This is a genomic window from Stappia sp. G46H5W (assembly GCF_058448995.1).
The window spans coordinates 540,393-557,943 of record NZ_JBZFLL010000002.1; the positions used below are offsets into that span (position 1 = coordinate 540,393).

The window sequence follows — 17,551 nt, forward strand, 5'->3', positions numbered from 1 at the left end:
GGTGGTCAATGATACGGATCATCGGTTCAGGCCTTGTGTGTGCTGTCATCCTGACCGCGCCGTTTGCGGCGCAGTCCCAGGAAACGGCCGCTGAAGCCGCCGCCAAGCTGTCGGGTGCGGCACCTGCCTCGCAGGATCTCTCGCCCGGCGAGGCGCTGCGCGTGGGCGCGCAGTTCTACTATGCCGGCGAGAAGGAGCGGGCGCTCGATTCCTTGCGCTTTGCGGCCGAGCAGGGCCACCCGCTCGCCGCATGGAAGCTCGGGCGGATGTATTCGCGCGGCGACGGCGTACAGGAAGACGACGTCAAGGCGTTCGAGTATTTCCGCCAGATCGCATCCAAATATGCCGACGACAGCCCGAGTTCGCCGCGTGCGCCGTTCATCGCGAGCGCCTTTGTCGAGCTCGGCTCCTACTATCTCACCGGCATCAACAACAGCGCGATCGAGCCCAACGTGGCCCGGGCGCGCGAGATCTTCACCTATGCCGCTTCCTATTTCGGCGACGCGGATGCCCAGTTCCATCTCGGCATGCTGTATCTCGACGAGCCCGAGCGCGACCCGCACATGGCCGCGCGCTGGCTGAAGCTGGCCGCCCAGAAGGGCCACCTGATGGCGCAGGCGCGGCTCGGCGAACTGCTGTCGAACGGCGAGTTCGGCGGAAACGAGAACCGCACCGCCGGGCTGATGTGGCTGACGGTCGCCCAGCGCCGGGCGCATGGCAATGATGCCGTGTGGATCGGCGAGGCGCAGGAGCGCAGCTTCGGTCTTGCCTCCGAAAAGGTCCGTCGCCGGGCCGCCGCATTGGCCGACAACTGGCTGTCGAAGAACGGCGCGGTGGTGGCCGACAGAACGCAGTAACGGCCGGGACCGCCGGTCGGCGGCTTTCATCGGCAGCATCTTGAGAGCGGGCAGGGGTTTTCCCTGTCCGTTGTCGTTTGCGGCAGGGACCCGCCGGTCAGACGGTGCCGCGTTTGCCGAAGGTCCGTTGCCGCGGCAGGCCGGCGGGCGGGACGGCGCGTTTTTCCACGACCGTCGGCAGGCGGAACGCGGGAGCCGGGGTCGCGCGCTCGGCGGCGTGGCGGGCGAAGATCGCGTCGACATCCGCGTCCGACAGGGACCGGGCCTCGTCCTGGCGGTCGCGCGCCTCGCCCTTGGCCCCGGGCGGATCCCCATAGGCATTGGGTCCGTCCTCGCCGGGGAACAAGCCGCAGATCGTCCAGATGAACGGGCCGCCCACCACCGGAACCAGCAGCCAGAGCCACCACCAGGCGCTGCGCCCCAGATCGTGCAGGCGGCGAACCGTCACGCAGAAAGACGTCCAGAACAGAAACGGGAAGCTGGCGATCAGGAGCAGCAGTGCTGCGGGGGGAATGTCGGCCAGCGGGCCATCCTTGTAGGTCACGTAGACGACGGTGGAGGGCACCGATGCGCAGACCACGACTGCGTAGCGCCACCACCACTCACGGCGGGCGATGCGCCCGCGCGGACTGAAAAAACCTGAAATCATGCCCGGCCCGATATCTATCGTCGCAATGGGCCGAGTGTAGCAGGGCGATGGTTGCAAAAGAGGTTGCAGGGGCGCGCCGGCTGCAATCCTGGTTAATCTTTCTCTGCCGTTGGGTAAGGAATGCTCGCGAAGGGCCGCCTTGCGTGCTAGGCTGGTGCATGCGCAGGACATGGCTGCCCCGCATCCGTATCAAACGGGCCCGTGACGGGCGGGCGGCGCCGGCTCTTTCGGGAGCCGCCGCTAAAAACCGGTTTGGCCGCGTTTCTTCTTTCCCTCTTCCAGGTTTGGTCTTGTCGGGCGTGGCATCGGCCGCGCTGTTGCTGCTGGCGTTTGCCGGCCCGTCCTCTGCCGTGGAGATCGCCTCCGACAGGGCGCAGGGCGCACGCGTGCTTGCCGTTGCCGAGACCAGCGCCCACGGCGGGCCGGACTGCACCTGCCGCTATTTCGGGGTGAACTACAGGCTCGGCGAGACCGTCTGCCTGCGCGGACCCGAAGGGCCGCGCCTTGCCCGCTGCTCGATGCTCCTCAACAACACCACATGGGAGTCGCTCGAGCGGTCGTGCCCGACCTCCGGTCGCGCGCCGCTGACGCTCGCCGCCGCCCCGCTCTGCCTGCCGGGCGGGTAGGGGCGGGTTTCAGGGTGCGCGTTGTCGCCACCGCTCTGGAAGCCAATAGGCCCCGGATCTCGCGATGCTCGTCCGGGGTGACGGCAGAGGGGATGTGAGGCGGCGCGTCATTCTCGAAAGGTCATCCCGGACGAGGCCGCAAGGCCGAAGATCCGGGACCCATTGGCAACTTCAGCGGGTGTGAGGCGGAAGCCCACCGCCACCTTCACCGCTGTCATACCTGCGAAGGCAGGTATCCAGTATCCGCCCGAGTGTGTGGGGTTGCGCAAGCGGTGGCCCCGAGGAGGGGCGCTTGCGGCAACGCTGAGGCCTGAGCAGGGCAGTTCGAGGTTACTGGATCCCGGTCTTCGGCTGCGCCGAAACCGGGATGACAGCCTGAGCGTTGCCGCAAGGCTGTCGTGAGTGGCGTTGAGGAGTGCCGCCGCAGACGCCCTTGGCTCTCCGGTCCCGGGTCGCGCTTCGCTTGCCCGGGATGACGAAGGAGAGATTTCGGGTGCGGGAAGGCGCGGCGAGAGGCGGGCAGCGGGGGCCGCCCTCAAGCGGCAAGGCGGACCCAGACGGGAACGTGGTCGGAGGGCTTTTCCCAGCCGCGGACATGGACGTCGATCCCGGCGCCCTCGAAGGCGTCGGTCGCTTCCGGCGACATCAGCACATGGTCGATGCGGATGCCGTTGTTCTTCTGCCAGGCGCCGGCCTGGTAGTCCCAGAAAGTGTAGACGTCCTTGTCGGTGTTGACCGAGCGCACAGCCTCGGTGAAGCCGAGGCCGAGAAGCGCGCGGAAGGCCGAGCGGCTTTCCGGCTGGAACAGGGCGTCATCTACCCAGTTCTGCGGATTGCGTGCGTCGACCGGCTGGGGAATGACGTTGTAGTCGCCCAGCAGCAGGAAGCGCTCCTCGTCGGCAAGGCGCGCACGGGCATGGGCGATGAGCCGCTGCATCCAGGCGAGCTTGTAGGGGAACTTCTCCGTGCCGAGCGGATTGCCGTTCGGCAGGTAGAGGCAGCCGACGCGCAAGGGGCGGGCATCGCCGTCTTCCGTCTCGATCCGCGCCTCGATGTAGCGGGCCTGCTCGTCGCTGTCGTCGCCGGGAAGGCCGCGCAGGACCTCGCTCACCGGAGTGCGCGAGAGAATGGCGACGCCGTTGAAGCCCTTCTGGCCGTGGGTCTCGACATGGTAGCCGAGCTCCTCGAAGGCCTCGCGCGGGAAACCCTCGTCGACCGACTTGATCTCCTGCAGGCAGGCGACATCGGGCGACGCCTCGCGCAGCCAGGCAAGCGTGGTGTCCAGGCGCGCCTTGACGCCGTTGATGTTCCAGGTGGCGATTTTCAACGGCGTTGTCCCGTGATGCGTGGCGAGAGGGATCGCCGTCAGATGGCGAAGCTGGTGCCGCAGCCGCAGCCGGCGGTGGCGAGCGGATTGCGGATCTGGAACGACTGGCCCATCAGGTCGTCGACGAAATCGATCACCGCGCCTTCCATGTATTGAAGCGAGACAGGATCGATGAGCACGCTGGCACCGTCGCGGGCAAGGACGATGTCGCCCTCTTCCTGCTCGGTGACGAGGTCGTACTTGTACTGGAAGCCGGAGCAGCCGCCGCCTTCAACCGAGATGCGCAGGCTGGTGCCCGCCGGCTCGGAAGACAGGATGCGGGCGATGCGGCGCACGGCGGCGTCGCTGAGCTCCACTCCCTGTGCCGCCGCGGCGCCTTGCGCTGCGGGTGCCTGTGCTGCCGTGTCCTGTGCCGTCGATGCAGTGTGATCGGCCATGGTCGTCACTCTCTTTCGTGCCGCCGCGTCTTCCCCTCGGGAGCGCTGGCGGCGCTTGCGGTTGCGGAAGGCCGTGGGCGTCGAGGCCCGGCATTCCGGCCCGCACTGTCGACATATTCGGCGCGGAAGGGCGCCAAGCCTGCCGGCTTTCGCGCAAAATTCCGCAACTGCTGCATATGCCGCCCTGTGCAAGGCGTTACCGAATAGGTATGAACAGCGCGAGCATGCGTCAACACTCTCGCATGGATGGCGCTGCAGCGCGAGCCCGCGCCGGATGCCGGCAGGACAGCCTGCGACGCGCCTGCGCAATGACCCGGGGAGCCCTCATGACCGCACCGCTTGGCTATGGAGCCCAGCCGCGCGCGCCCTACGCCACCGATCCCGACCAGAGCGTCGGCCGGCTCGTGCCCGAACCGGAAAGCCCGACGCGCACGCCGTTCCAGCGCGACCGCGACCGGATCATCCATTCGACGGCGTTCCGGCGGCTGAAGCACAAGACGCAGGTCTTCGTCTATCACGAGGGCGACCACTTCCGGACCCGGCTGACGCACACGATCGAGGTGTCGCAGATCGCCCGTTCGCTGGCGCGCGCGCTGCGGCTCGACGAGGATCTGGCCGAGTGCCTGGCGCTGGCGCACGATCTCGGACACACGCCGTTCGGCCATGAGGGCGAGGACGTGATGGACGTCTGCATGGCGCCCTATGGCGGCTTCGACCACAACGCCCAGTCCCTGCGCATCGTGACGCTGCTGGAGCGGCGCTACGCAGAGTTCGACGGGCTGAACCTGTCGTGGGAGACGCTGGAAGGCCTCGTGAAGCACAACGGCCCGCTGACGGGTGCCGACGGCACACCGCTCGGCAAGTTCGCCGAAACCGGGCTGCCCTTCGCCATCCGCCAGCATGCGCAGAAGCAGGACCTGCGGCTCGACACCTGGCCGAGCGCGGAAGCGCAGGCCGCCGCGATCGCCGACGACATCGCCTATGATGCGCACGATCTCGACGACGGCTTGCGCGCCGGACTGCTGTCGCTGGACCAGCTCGGCGAGGTGCCGTTCTTCGCCGACATCCTGGCCGAGGTCGATGCACGCTATCCGGGGCTGGAGGAGGCGCGGCGCATCCACGAGATCGTCCGCCGCTCGATCACCCGCATGGTCGAGGACGTGATCGGCGAGGCGGTGCGGCGGCTGGAGCGGCTTGCCCCGCAAAGCGTCGAGGACATTCGCGGGGCGGGCGAGCCGGTCGTCACGTTCTCGCCTGCCATGACGGCGCGCGAAAAGCAGGTGAAGGCGTTCCTCTTTGCGAATCTCTACCGGCATGAGTCGGTGCTGGCGGTGCGCCGGGAGGTCGCGACGGTGGTGCGCGAGCTGTTCGCCGCCTACATGGAGGACCCTGCGCGGATGCCGGAGGAGTGGCGACGCGGCCTCGACGAGGCCGACGAGGCGCGTCGGGCCCGGCGCGTGTGCGACTTCATCGCCGGCATGACCGACCGTTTCGCCATCGAGGAACATGCGCGGTTGTTTGACCGAACTCCCGATTTGGGATAGGTCGCCGCCGACCGTTTCGCCCGTTTTGCGCCCAAGACACCGAAAGACCGACATGAACATCTTCAGCCATTATGCCGACCTCGTCCGGACGGCGATCCGCGAGTTGCATCCGGGCGACGAGGTGAGCGCCGAGCTGCTGCAGCGCTGCGTGGTCGAGCCGCCGCGCGACAGCGCCCATGGCGATCTGGCCACCAATGCCGCGATGGTGCTGGCCAAGCCGCTGAAGACCAACCCGCGCGCGCTCGCCGAACAGCTGGCGGCACGGCTGGCGGAAAACGACGATATCGTCAGCGCCGAGGTGGCGGGGCCGGGCTTCATCAACCTGCGGCTCACCGAGGGCGTGTGGGCGAAGGTGGTGGCCGGGATCCTGGCGGCGGGCACGGATTACGGCCGCTCGACCATGGGCGGCGGGCTGAAGGTCAATGTCGAATACGTATCGGCCAACCCGACCGGGCCGATGCATGTGGGCCATTGCCGAGGCGCGGTGGTGGGCGATGCGCTCGCCTCGCTGCTCGACTTCGCCGGCTACGACGTGACCCGCGAATACTACATCAACGATGCCGGCTCGCAGGTCGACACGCTGGCGAGCTCCGCGTTCCTGCGCTACCGCGAGGCGCTCGGCGAGGATATCGGCGCGATTCCGGAAGGGCTGTATCCGGGCGACTATCTGGTGCCGGTCGGGCAGATGCTGGTCGAGAAGTATGCCGACCGCCTGCTGGCGATGGACGAGCGCGAGCGCATGGTGCTGGTCAAGGACGCCACCATCGACGCGATGATGGATCTGATCCGCGCGGATCTGGCGCTGCTCAACGTGCGGCACGAAGTGTTCTTCTCCGAGCGCACGCTGCATGCCCGCGACGGGGCCAACAGCTCGCAGATCGACCGGATGCTGGAAGAACTGCGCTCGCGCGACCTCGTCTACGAGGGCACGCTGCCGCCGCCGAAGGGCCAGCTGCCGGACGACTGGGAAGACCGCGAGCAGACGCTGTTCCGCGCGACCGCGTTCGGCGACGACATCGACCGCGCGTTGAAGAAGTCCGACGGGTCCTACACGTATTTCGCGGCGGACGTTGCGTATTTCCTGTCGAAATACGAGCGCGGCTTCAAGGAAATGATCTTCATCCTGGGCGCCGACCATGGCGGCTACGTCAAGCGGCTGGAGGCCGTCGGGCGCGCCATCTCGAAGGGCGAGGCCAAGGTGATCGTGCGGCTGTGCCAGCTGGTGAAGCTGTTCCGCGGCGGCGAGCAGGTGACCATGTCGAAGCGCTCGGGCGAGTTCGTCACCCTGCGCGACGTGGTGGAAGAGGTGGGCCGCGACCCGGTGCGCTTCATGATGCTCTACCGCAAGAACGACGCGCCGCTCGACTTCGACTTCCAGAAGGTCACCGAGCAGTCGAAGGACAACCCGGTCTTCTACGTGCAGTACGGCCATGCCCGTTGCCGCTCGGTGTTGCGCCAGGCCGGCGAGGAATTCGGCGCGGAGGCGGTTTCGCCGCAAGCTCTTGAAGCGGCTGACTTCTCGCTGCTCACCGATTCGGGCGAGCGCGACATCGCCGCCAAGCTGGCCGCCTGGCCGCGTCTGGTGGAAAGCGCAGCGGAAGCACACGAGCCGCACCGGGTGTCGTTCTACCTGCACGAACTGGCCAGTGCCCTGCATTCGCAATGGAATAAAGGCAAGGATTCGCCGCAATTACGTTTTATTAACGCTGAAGATCGACAAACAACACTGGCCCGCCTGGGTCTCGTACATGCAATCTCCCTGGTTCTTGCCTCCGGCCTTGGCATTCTTGGCGTGGAGGCCCCGGAGGAGATGCGATAGGGCGGGATGGATCGCCGGTGCGCGAGGCGCGCCGCAGTCAGCGGAGAAGTCCCTAGCACCATGTCCAGTCGCTCGAACTATCCGGTCCAGGACCAGCGCGGCGATCGATACCAGGAGAATACTGGCCAGTCCGGGGACAATGCCGGGTTCGAAGAGGACCCGCTCGTCGAGCTGGCCCGTATCGTCAGCGAAGGCAATGCCCGCTACCGCCCGGTTGCTCTCGGCACCGAGGGCGAGGCGCCGGCTGCCCGCGGCAGCTACGACGCCTCCCGCGACCTGATCGATCATGAGGCGTGGGCCCGCGAGCTCGAGGCCGGGCTTTCCGACGATTTCGGCACCTATGCTCCCGAGGCCTACGAGACGCCGCAGCCGGCGACTCACGGCTATCAGGGCCAGGGATACGACGATCAGGGAGAGGCCTATCCGCAGGACGAGGCGGAGGCCCTTGCCGACGACAGCTACCCGCAGGATCGCCGCGAGGCGGAGGCGCTGGCGCCCCAGCCCTATGTGGACGAGGTCTATGCCGACCGCGCGCTGGTCGACGAGGGGCTGGCCGATCCGAATGATGATCCTTACGCCCGGCAGGCCTATGCCGAGGACGATTACGCCACCGAATCCGCTGGCGGCTACGGCGAGCAGGCCTATGCCGAGGACGGCTACACGGACGAGGACTATGCCGAGCCGGAAGCGGCAGAGGCACAGCCGCTCGACGCCTATGCCCAGCGTGCGGGCGAGGTGCGTGCAGCGCCGGCCTATGCCCCCGCCCAGCTGTGGGCGGGCTCGGCAACGCGGACGGACGAGGCCGCCTATTACGACGAGGGCGCGTCGGAAGAGTTCGCCGATGACTTCGCGGACGAAGAGAGTGCTGAGCCGGCTGCAGCTCCCGCCGCAGATCCGCTTGCCTCGCTGGAGGACGAGCTTCTCGGGGCCCTGCGCGGTCCGCGTGCCGCCGAACCGGCCTGGGGCGCGGCAGCGCAGCCCGCACAGGCCGCACGCGACGACTATGCCGACGAGGACTACGCCGACGAGACCTATGCCCGCGACGATTACGGGCAGGCCGGCGAAGCCGACGATGACGACCTGCTGGGCCTGGATGCCGCGCCCGGCGCGCGCCACTACGGCACTGCCGCAGCGGTTGGAGCGGCCGGGTATCGCGATGAATTCGACGAGGCGGTCGACGACATCTTCGCTGGAGAGGCGGAAGCCCCGCCGCCGCCGGGCGGCTACGACCTCGACGAGGTGGCGCAGGCCATGCGCGAGGGCGATCCGCAGCTCGGCGGCCACGGCGTGCTGCCGGCCCATTCCGAGCGCGAGCAGGAAGCAGCCGAGCCGGCCGCTAGATCGAAGCGTGGCCTCTACGCGGCTGCGGCCGTTCTCGGCGTCGTGGTGCTGGGCGGCGGCGTTTTCGCGCTCACCAACATGGGCGGCGATGAGATGAGCGGCCCGCCGCCGGTGATCACCGCCGACGGCGAGGGGCTGAAGGTCTATCCCGACAGCCAGACCTCCGCGAATGACGGCCAGAACAAGCTGATCTACGACCGCGTCGGCAGCGACAATGGCAGCGACGAGCGCCTGGTGCTGCAAGACGAGACACCGGTCGCCTCTCTTCCGCCGGCTCCGCTGAGCGGAAACGACGATACGGACGGCGCGCCGGGCGTTTCCTCCGGTCCGCGCAAGGTCCGCACGGTCGTCGTGCGTCCCGACGGGACGATCATTTCCGGCGATGCGCCGGGCCGGAATGCACCGGCGGCTGCTCCGGATTCGGCTCCGGCCGCACCGGCAGGCGACACCGCCCGCATTCCCGGCACCGGACCCGAGGAGCCGACCGCAGCCAGCGGCCAGGCGACGACGGATGCGAACGGCGTGCGCCAGGTCTCGACGATGCCGATCACCAGCGCAACGGCCGAGGGCGCGCAGAACCAGCTGACCTCGACGCTGGATGCGGCCGGACAGGCGGCAGCGGGTGCGGCGAACCAGCTGTCGGGCGACAGGTCGGCCCAGGCGGGGACACCGGCGGCTGCGAATGGCAGCACCGACCCGGCCGGCCCGAATGTGCCGCGCACCAAGCCGGGCGACATCGACACGCTGGCGGCCAACGCGACCGCGCCGCGTCAGGCGGAGCCCGTCCGCAGCCCGCAGGCGCCGCTCGACCTGACGGCACAGGCCCCGCGCACGACGCCCGCACCGGCAGCGCCGGCCCAGCCGCAGCAGCCGGCCGCAACGCAGGCCTCCGCGCCGGCGACCGGCACCATCCCGGCCGGCACCTATATCGTGCAGGTGTCCTCGCAGCGGACCCAGGAACAGGCACAGGCGGCCTTCGGCGATCTGCAGCGGCGCTACGGCTCGGTGCTCGGCGGCGTGTCGCCGGTGATCGAGCGCGCGGATCTCGGCGATCGCGGCACCTTCTACCGGGTGCGCATCCCCACGTCCTCGCGCGACGATGCGATCTCGCTCTGCGAGCGGCTGAAGTCGGCCGGCGGCGACTGCTTCGTGCGCCGGAACTGACGGACCCGCCTTGCGGCGACAGACAAGACATGCAAACGGGCGGACCGGACGACGGGCCGCCCGTTTTCGCGACATACAAGCCTTCCACATCATGACCGGCCCGACGAGACGGCCGGGGCGACACGGGATTTCCAGCCGATGACCAAGGCCTTCATCACCGGGTGTTCCGGCCTCTCCTTGAGCGAGGAGGAGCGGGCGTTCCTGGCGCGCGAGCAGCCCTGGGGGCTGATCCTGTTCGGCCGCAACTGCCAGTCCCGCGAGCAGATCGCCGCGCTTTGTGCCGACTTCCGCGATTGCGTCGGCCAGCCGGACGCGCCGGTGCTGATCGATCAGGAGGGCGGACGGGTGCGCCGCCTGCGCCCGCCGCTGGTCGGCGACTATCCGGCCGGCGCGGTCTACGGCCAGTTGCTGGCCATCGACCGCGAGGCGGGCCTCAGGGCCGCGTTTCTCGGGGGGCAGCTGATCGGCACGGATCTGCTCGACATGGGCATCACCGTCGACTGCGCGCCGATCCTCGATGTTCCGGTGGCCGGGACGAGTGAGGCGATCGGCGACCGCGCCTATGCCGCAAGCCCCGAGGGCGTCGCGGCCATCGGCCGGGCCTTCGCCGACGGGCTGCTGGCCGCCGGCGTGCTGCCGGTGATCAAGCACATGCCCGGCCATGGCCGGGCGACGGTGGACAGCCACTATCATCTGCCCGTGGTGGAGACGGGGCTTGCCGAGCTGGAGGAGACGGATTTTGCGCCGTTCCGCGCCCTTGCCGACCTGCCACTCGGCATGAGCGCGCATGTCATCTTCACCGCGGTCGATCCCGCGCACCCGGCCACCCAGTCGGCGCGGGTGATCGAGGAGATCGTGCGCGGGGCCATCGGCTTCGACGGGCTGCTCATGAGCGACGACCTGTCGATGAAGGCGCTCGGCGGCGAGGTCGGCGAGCGGGTGGAGCTGCTGTTTGCCTCCGGGTGCGACATGGCGCTCCACTGCAACGGCGAGATGGCGGAGATGGTCTCTGTCGCCGGCGCGAGCCCGGACCTGTCGGGCAAGGCGCTGGAGCGGGCGCAGGCGGCGCTGCGGGCAAGGCCGCAGCCGGCGCCGCTCGACCGGCAGGCCGCACGCGCGGAATTCGATGCCTTGCTGGCGGAGGCGCGCGCTCTGTCCTAAAAGGAACCCTTGGCAATGTCTGTTGCGGAGGCTCGGGCGAGGGCCGTTGGGGGCAAGGGTGCAAGACACCTTTTTCGAGGATCCGGATCCGGCAAGCGTTGCGTCTGACCGCGCGACGACGGACCCGGCGCTGGTGGTGGATGTCGACGGCTTCGAAGGGCCGCTCGACCTGCTGCTGACGCTCGCCCGCAAGCAGAAGGTGGATCTGGCCCGGATCTCGATCCTGGCATTGGTCGAGCAGTATCTGGAATTCGTCGCCGAGGCGCGGCGGCTGCGGCTGGAACTGGCCGCCGACTATCTGGTGATGGCCGCCTGGCTCGCCTATCTGAAATCGCGCTTGCTGATCCCCGAGCAGAAGGAAGAGGATCAGCTCTCGGGCGAGGAGATGGCGGCAGCGCTCGCCTTCCGTCTGCGGCGGCTGGAGGCGATGCGCCAGGCGGCCGAAAAGCTGATGAACCGCAACCGCCTGGGGCGGGATATCTTTGCAAGGGGACGGCCCGAGGCGGTATCGATTGCCCGGCGCAGCGCATGGTCGGCGACGCTCTACGACCTACTCATCGCCTATGCGGCGCAGCGCCAGCGGACCTCGGTCACATCCGTGCAGGTGCGCCGGCGCACCGTCTGGTCGCTGCAGGAAGCGCGCGACCTGCTGACGCGGATTGTCGGATTGCATATGGACTGGATGCCGCTGGATGCCTATCTGTCGAAGTATATCGGTGATGGCAGCAAGGCGAGCACCGTGCTGGCCAGCACCTTTTCGGCAAGTCTCGAACTCGTGCGCGAGGGCGAGCTGGAATTGCGCCAGGCAGAGCCGTTCGCCCCGCTCTATCTGAGGCGCAGGCCCGATCCGGGCGATCGCGGACCCGTTGAGGGTTCGCCAGCGCCGGAAACCGGCGAAAAGGACGAGGCGTAACGTGACGAGCGGCCGGGAGCAGGCAGCACAGGGCGAAGGCGGGGTGCAGGACGGAACGGACGGCGAGCTGCCGCTCGACGACCTGCAGGCAATGCCGGAACCGTCGCCCGAAAGTGGGCTGCGCATGGCGGAGGCATTGCTGTTCGCTTCGCGGGACCTGCTCAGCGTCGAGGAGATCGCGGCCAGGTTGCCGGCCGGAACCAATGTTCCCGCCCTGATAGACACGCTTCGCCGCGCCTATGCGACCCGCGGCGTGAATGTTGTGGAAATCGGCGGAAAATTCGGCTTTCGCACGGCGGAAGATCTCGCCTATCTGCTGGCGCGCGAGCAGGTGGAAGAGCGCAAGCTTTCGCGCGCCGCGCTGGAGACGCTGGCGATCATCGCCTATCACCAGCCGGTGACGCGGGCGGAGATCGAGGAGATCCGCGGCGTCTCGACCTCGAAGGGCACGCTCGACGTGCTGCTGGAAACCGGCTGGATCCGCATGCGCGGACGACGCCGGACACCGGGACGGCCGGTGACCTATGGCACCACGGAAGGCTTCCTGGAGCATTTCATGCTGACTTCGGTCGGCGATCTGCCGGGGCTTGAGGAACTCAAGGGCTCCGGCCTGCTCGACAGCGCCGTACCTGCGGGGTTCACCGTGCCGGTGCCTGACGATTCCTCCGACCTCAGGGACGAGGAAGACCCGATCGACGAGGCTGAATTGTTCGATTTGATGCAAGACGACGACGAGCCGCGCCATGACCGCGACGATTGACGCAAGGCCGGCGGATGCGCCGGTCCGGCGCTGGGGCACGCGCGGCACGGCCGGCGCGACCATCGCGGCGCGGCTGAGCTTCGAGGCGGTGAGCCATTCCTACGGACAGCTGGCAGCCGTGCGCTCCGTCTCGCTGACGGTGGAGCCGGGCGAGGTGCTGTGCCTGCTGGGCCATTCGGGCTGCGGCAAGACCACCTTGCTGCGCATCGCCGCCGGCGTGGAGCGCCAGAGCTCCGGGCGCGTGCTGATCAACGAGCGCGAGGTGGCGGGGCCGCAGGTGTTCCTGCCGCCGGAGCGGCGCGGCGTCGGCCTGATGTTCCAGGATTATGCGCTGTTCCCGCATCTGACGATTGCCGAGAACGTCGCCTTCGGGCTGACGCATATGGGCCGCAATGAAGCACGCCAGACCGCGCTGACGGCGCTGACGCGGGTGGGGCTCGCCTCGCATGCGGGCGATCATCCGCATGCCCTGTCGGGCGGCGAGCAGCAGCGTGTGGCGCTGGCCCGGGCCATTGCGCCGCGGCCGGGTGTGCTGCTGATGGACGAGCCGTTCTCCGGTCTCGACCGGCGGCTGCGCGATACGGTGCGCGATGAGACGCTGGCGGTGCTGCGCGAGACGCGGGCGACCTGCGTGATGGTCACCCACGACCCGGAAGAGGCAATGCGAATGGGCGACCGCATCGCCCTGATGCGCAAGGGCCGCCTGGTGCAGCTGGGCAGTGCCGACGATCTCTACAACCGGCCCGTCGACATGTTCGCGGCGCGGTTCTTCTCAGAGCTCAACGAGCTGGAGGCGAGCGCGGGCGACAACGAGGTGGAGACCGTGTTCGGGCGTTTTGCCGCCCCCGGCATCGTCAGGGGCATGGACATCGACGTTTGCGTGCGCCCGCAAGGCATTCTCCTCGGCGAGGAGGGCGAGGGCCAGCGCGGGCGTGTGATGCGCCGCAGGTTCATCGGCGAGGTCGATCTCGTCGAGGTGGCGGTGGAGGGGCTGGACCTGCCGCTCCATGCAAGGATTCGCGATGGCGGACGCTTCGCCGTCGGCATGGATGTCGGGGTGCGCCTCGATGCCCGGGACGTGATCGCCTTCCCGCGCGAAAGCGGGGAATAGGGCCGCAAGGGTCCGGTTGCGGTGGCGACCGCTTTGTTGCAATAGTGCCGCGCCGGAGCGCGTGCACCGGAAGACCAGGGAGTTGGGCGTATGGGTATCAGCATTTGGCAGATCCTGATCATCGCGGTGATCGTTGTTCTGCTGTTCGGCCGCGGCAAGATCTCCGAGCTCATGGGCGATGTCGCCAAGGGCATCAAGAGCTTCAAGAAGGGGCTCAACGAGGACGACGAGAGCGAGACGGACACCTCCGCCAGCCGCAAGACGATCGATCACAAGGCCGACGAGACCGTGGTCACCAGCAAGTCCGAGGACAAGTCCCAGGCGGGCTGAGCGCCGGACGAGCCGGACGCCTGCGCCATGCCGCCCCTTCGCGGGCGGCGTGCGGATGCGGACACTGACCCTTCGAACGCGGAAGACGGATCGACATGTTCGATATCGGCTGGACGGAACTGCTTGTTGTCGCGGTCGTCATGATCCTTGTCGTCGGGCCGAAGGACCTGCCGCGGATGCTGCGCACCTTCGGCCAGACGATCGGCAAGGTGCGGCGGATGGCGGGCGAGTTCCAGTCGACCTTCAACGAGGCGCTGCGCGAGGCCGAACAGCAGGCCGACATCGCCGACATGAAGAAGCAGGTCGAGAAGGCGGCGAATTTCGATCCGCTCGGCGACCTCAAGAAATCCATCGAGACGGACCGCAAACCGCCGAAGCCGGCCGAGGCCAAGCCCGCCGACACGGCGGCGGCCAAGCCGGCGGATGAGGCGGGCGGAAAAGGCACGACGCCGGCGGGAGCATCCGAGACGGGCACAGGGCCGGCCGCGCAGGCGACCCAGGCTGCGCCGGCGGGAGCTCCTGCGACGGGAACTCCGGCATCGAAGACCCCGGCGACGCCGGGTTCCGCAACGCCGGGCGAGAGCGGCACGGCCAACACGGCGAGTGACAGGACGGCATGAGCCAGGAAGACATCGACGCCTCGAAGGCGCCGCTCATCGAACACTTGATCGAACTGCGCAGCCGATTGCTGAAATCGGTGGTGGCGACGCTCCTTGCGTTCATCGTGTGCTTCTACTTCGCGCAGGACATCTACAACATCCTCGTCATCCCTTACGAGAATGCCGCCGGACACCCGGTGGAGATGATCTACACCGCGCCGCAGGAGCTGTTCTTCACCCAGCTGAAGCTCGCCTTTTTCGGCGCGCTGTTCATCGCCTTCCCGGTGATCGCCGGACAGCTCTACATGTTCGTGGCGCCGGGGCTCTACAAGCATGAGCGCGGGGCGTTCCTGCCGTTCCTGTTCGCGACGCCGGTGCTGTTCGCCCTCGGCGCCTCGCTGGTCTTCTTCCTGGTGATGCCGCTGGCCATGGGCTTCTTCCTGTCGATGGAACAGGACGGGACGGGCGGGACGGCCAAGATCCAGCTGATGGCGCGGGTGAGCGAGTATCTCGGCCTCATCATGACGCTGATCTTCGCCTTCGGCCTGGTGTTCCAGCTGCCGGTGCTTTTGACGCTGCTCGGCCGGGTCGGGCTGGTCACGGCCGAGGGGCTGCGGACGAAGCGCAAATACGCCATCGTCATCGCCTTCATCGCGGCGGCGGTGCTGACGCCGCCGGACCCGATCAGCCAGATCGGCCTTGCACTTCCCACACTGCTTCTCTACGAAGTGTCGATCATCTGCGTCAGGCTGGTCGAGAAGAAGCGGGCCGAGCGGGAGGCCGCCGAGGCGGAGACCTGATCCGGGCCGCGACCGACGATCCGCCATTCCGGCGCGCCGGCAGCAATCCCGGGGTTTCTCATGTTCGACATCAAGTGGATCCGCGACAATGCCGCGGCTTTCGACCGCGCCATGGACCGGCGCGGACTGGAGCCGCAGGCGGCGCGGCTGATCGCCATCGACGACCGGCGGCGGGCGCTCGTCGCCGAGCTGCAGCAGGCGCAGGAGCGCCGCAACGCCGCCTCGCGCGAGATCGGGAAGGCCAAGGCCTCGGGTGACGAGCAGGCCGCGCAGGCGGTGATCGACGAGGTCGCGAGCCTCAAGTCCCGTATCCAGCAGGGCGAGGAGCAGGAGCGGCAGATCGATGCCGAGCTGCAGGCCGCCCTGTCGGTGCTGCCCAACATGCCGCATGACGACGTGCCGGACGGCAAGGACGAGAGCGACAATGTCGAAGTGCGCCGCGTCGGCACGCCGCGCAGCCTCGACTTCACCCCGAAAGAGCATTTCGAGATCGCCGGCGCGCTGCCGGGCCTTGCCTTCGAGCGGGCCGCGCGCATTGCCGGCGCGCGCTTCGTCATGCTGCAGGGGCGTCTGGCCCGGCTGGAGCGGGCGCTCGGCCAGTTCATGATGGACCTGCAGACCGGCGAGCACGGCTACATGGAAGTGTCGCCGCCGCTCATGGTGCGCGACGAGGCGCTCTACGGCACCTCGCAGCTGCCGAAATTCGCCGAAGACCTGTTCAAGACCACCGACGGACGCTGGCTGATCCCGACCGCCGAGGTGCCGCTGACCAACATGGTGGCCGGCGAGACGCTGGACGAGGCGGAGCTGCCCTTGCGCGTGACGGCGCTGACCCCGTGCTTCCGCTCGGAAGCGGGGTCTGCCGGACGCGACGTGCGCGGCATGCTGCGCCAGCACCAGTTCTGGAAATGCGAGCTGGTGTCGGTGACGCATCCGGACGCATCGCTCGACGAGCTGGAGCGGATGACCGGCTGCGCCGAGGAAGTGCTGAAGCGGCTCGCCCTGCCGTACCGGGTGATGGCGCTGTCGACCGGCGACATGGGCTTCGGTGCGCGCAAGACCTACGACATCGAGGTCTGGCTGCCGGGGCAGAACGCCTATCGCGAGATTTCCAGCTGCTCCGTCTGCGGCGACTTCCAGGCGCGGCGCATGAACGCGCGCTTCCGCCCGCAGGGCGAGAAGGGCCTGAAGTTCGTCCACACGCTGAACGGCTCGGGCATTGCGGTCGGCCGCGCGCTGATTGCGGTCCTTGAAAACTACCAGAACGCGGACGGCAGCATCACGGTGCCCGAGGCGCTGAGGCCCTATATGGGCGGCATCGAGACGATCGAGGGGCTTTGATGCGCATCCTGCTGACGAATGACGACGGTATCCACGCAGCCGGCTTTGCCGCGCTGGAGCAGATCGCCCGGGAACTGAGCGACGATGTGTGGGTGGTGGCGCCCGAGACCGACCAGAGCGGCGTGGCCCACTCGCTGACCCTGCACGACCCGCTGCGCCTGCGCGACATGGGCGAGCGCCGCTACTCCGTGCGCGGCACGCCGACCGACTGCGTCATCATGGGCGTGCGCGAGATCCTGACCGACAAGCGGCCGGACCTGATCCTGTCGGGCGTCAACCGGGGCCAGAACGCGGCCGACGACGTGACCTATTCCGGCACCATCGCCGGCGCGATGGAAGGCACGCTGATGGGCATCCGCTCCATCGCGTTGTCCCAGGGCGTTGCCTGGTCGAAAGGTGCGCGGGCCGACTATTCCTGCGCGATCACCCATGCGCCGAAGCTGATCCAGCGCCTGCTGGATTTCAGCTTCCCGCCGGACACGCTGCTCAACCTCAACTTCCCTCCTTGCGCGCCGGACGAGGTCGAGGGCATCGAGGTGACGCGCCAGGGCAAGCGCAAGGTGAGCGAGCTGGGCGTCGATGCGCGCACCGACGGGCGCGGCGTGCCCTATTACTGGCTCGGCTTCCGCAATGCGGACGAGGATCCGCCGCGCGACACCGACCTGTCGGCGCTGGTGCACAACCGCATTTCGGTGACGCCGCTGAAGCTGGACTTGACGGCGCACGACCTGCTCGGCGAACTGAAAGACCTGCTGGGCTGACGATGCATTTT

17 protein-coding genes are annotated in these 17,551 nt (G+C 68.2%); 14 read left to right on the top strand and 3 right to left on the bottom strand.

Translation table 11 applies throughout. The features are described from left to right. Positions 1-8 precede the first annotated feature (8 nt). Complete coding sequence (locus ACVJ6E_RS08195; protein ID WP_120267830.1) at positions 9-857, top strand: tetratricopeptide repeat protein; 849 nt, start codon at positions 9-11, stop codon at positions 855-857. Between the two features lie 97 nt (positions 858-954). Here ACVJ6E_RS08195 and ACVJ6E_RS08200 read toward each other — a convergent pair whose 3' ends face one another. After that, on the bottom strand, positions 955-1,506 hold the full coding sequence (locus tag ACVJ6E_RS08200; protein ID WP_158592633.1) for a DUF805 domain-containing protein: 552 nt from the start codon (positions 1,504-1,506) through the stop codon (positions 955-957). 290 nt (positions 1,507-1,796) lie between these two features. Between ACVJ6E_RS08200 and ACVJ6E_RS08205 the strand changes: the two genes are divergently transcribed. Then, positions 1,797-2,132, top strand: a complete 336-nt coding sequence (locus tag ACVJ6E_RS08205) for a hypothetical protein (protein WP_120267832.1) — start codon at positions 1,797-1,799, stop codon at positions 2,130-2,132. A gap of 535 nt (positions 2,133-2,667) precedes the next feature. On the opposite strand, the gene xth is transcribed toward ACVJ6E_RS08205, so the two are convergent. Both xth and ACVJ6E_RS08215 read right to left on the bottom strand, forming a co-directional pair. Then, the gene (gene xth, locus ACVJ6E_RS08210; RefSeq protein WP_120267833.1) at positions 2,668-3,459 is read right to left on the bottom strand and encodes an exodeoxyribonuclease III; all 792 of its coding nucleotides are present in this window, start codon (positions 3,457-3,459) and stop codon (positions 2,668-2,670) included. A 38-nt stretch (positions 3,460-3,497) separates the two neighbouring features. Next, positions 3,498-3,896 carry a HesB/IscA family protein gene (locus ACVJ6E_RS08215; protein WP_083205965.1) on the bottom strand — a complete coding sequence of 133 codons (399 nt, stop codon included), beginning with the start codon at positions 3,894-3,896 and terminating at the stop codon, positions 3,498-3,500. Positions 3,897-4,222: 326 nt separating this feature from the next. On the opposite strand from ACVJ6E_RS08215, the gene ACVJ6E_RS08220 reads away from it, so the two are divergent. From ACVJ6E_RS08220 to surE, 12 genes are all read left to right on the top strand, one after another. Then, a complete protein-coding gene (locus ACVJ6E_RS08220; protein WP_067215375.1) occupies positions 4,223-5,440 on the top strand; it encodes a deoxyguanosinetriphosphate triphosphohydrolase in 1,218 nt (405 codons plus the stop codon). A 52-nt stretch (positions 5,441-5,492) separates the two neighbouring features. After that, positions 5,493-7,259: an arginine--tRNA ligase gene (gene argS / locus ACVJ6E_RS08225; protein WP_067215373.1), complete on the top strand. Its 1,767-nt coding sequence runs from the start codon at positions 5,493-5,495 to the stop codon at positions 7,257-7,259. Between the two features lie 60 nt (positions 7,260-7,319). Then, the gene (locus ACVJ6E_RS08230; RefSeq protein ID WP_120267834.1) at positions 7,320-9,764 is read left to right on the top strand and encodes an SPOR domain-containing protein; all 2,445 of its coding nucleotides are present in this window, start codon (positions 7,320-7,322) and stop codon (positions 9,762-9,764) included. 138 nt (positions 9,765-9,902) lie between these two features. Then, entirely contained in the window at positions 9,903-10,925 is a 1,023-nt protein-coding gene (gene nagZ, locus ACVJ6E_RS08235; protein WP_120267835.1) for a beta-N-acetylhexosaminidase, read from the top strand. Positions 10,926-10,983: 58 nt separating this feature from the next. Beyond that, a complete protein-coding gene (locus ACVJ6E_RS08240) occupies positions 10,984-11,838 on the top strand; it encodes a segregation and condensation protein A (RefSeq protein WP_491676422.1) in 855 nt (284 codons plus the stop codon). A gap of 91 nt (positions 11,839-11,929) precedes the next feature. Beyond that, positions 11,930-12,598 carry an SMC-Scp complex subunit ScpB gene (gene scpB, locus ACVJ6E_RS08245; RefSeq protein WP_120268352.1) on the top strand — a complete coding sequence of 223 codons (669 nt, stop codon included), beginning with the start codon at positions 11,930-11,932 and terminating at the stop codon, positions 12,596-12,598. Beyond that, positions 12,582-13,709: an ABC transporter ATP-binding protein gene (locus ACVJ6E_RS08250; protein ID WP_120267837.1), complete on the top strand. Its 1,128-nt coding sequence runs from the start codon at positions 12,582-12,584 to the stop codon at positions 13,707-13,709. Before scpB ends, ACVJ6E_RS08250 begins: the two co-directional genes overlap by 17 nt. 90 nt (positions 13,710-13,799) lie before the next feature. Then, positions 13,800-14,039, top strand: a complete 240-nt coding sequence (locus ACVJ6E_RS08255) for a twin-arginine translocase TatA/TatE family subunit (protein WP_120267838.1) — start codon at positions 13,800-13,802, stop codon at positions 14,037-14,039. A gap of 95 nt (positions 14,040-14,134) precedes the next feature. Continuing rightward, positions 14,135-14,659: a Sec-independent protein translocase protein TatB gene (gene tatB, locus ACVJ6E_RS08260; RefSeq protein WP_120267839.1), complete on the top strand. Its 525-nt coding sequence runs from the start codon at positions 14,135-14,137 to the stop codon at positions 14,657-14,659. Further along, entirely contained in the window at positions 14,656-15,438 is a 783-nt protein-coding gene (gene tatC / locus ACVJ6E_RS08265; RefSeq protein WP_120267840.1) for a twin-arginine translocase subunit TatC, read from the top strand. The genes tatB and tatC overlap by 4 nt, the downstream gene beginning before the upstream one ends. 60 nt (positions 15,439-15,498) lie before the next feature. Beyond that, positions 15,499-16,779 (top strand): serine--tRNA ligase, encoded by a 1,281-nt coding sequence (gene serS / locus ACVJ6E_RS08270; RefSeq protein ID WP_120267841.1) that lies wholly within the window; start codon positions 15,499-15,501, stop codon positions 16,777-16,779. Next, on the top strand, positions 16,779-17,540 hold the full coding sequence (surE, locus tag ACVJ6E_RS08275; RefSeq protein WP_120267842.1) for a 5'/3'-nucleotidase SurE: 762 nt from the start codon (positions 16,779-16,781) through the stop codon (positions 17,538-17,540). Before serS ends, surE begins: the two co-directional genes overlap by 1 nt. Positions 17,541-17,551 lie beyond the last annotated feature (11 nt).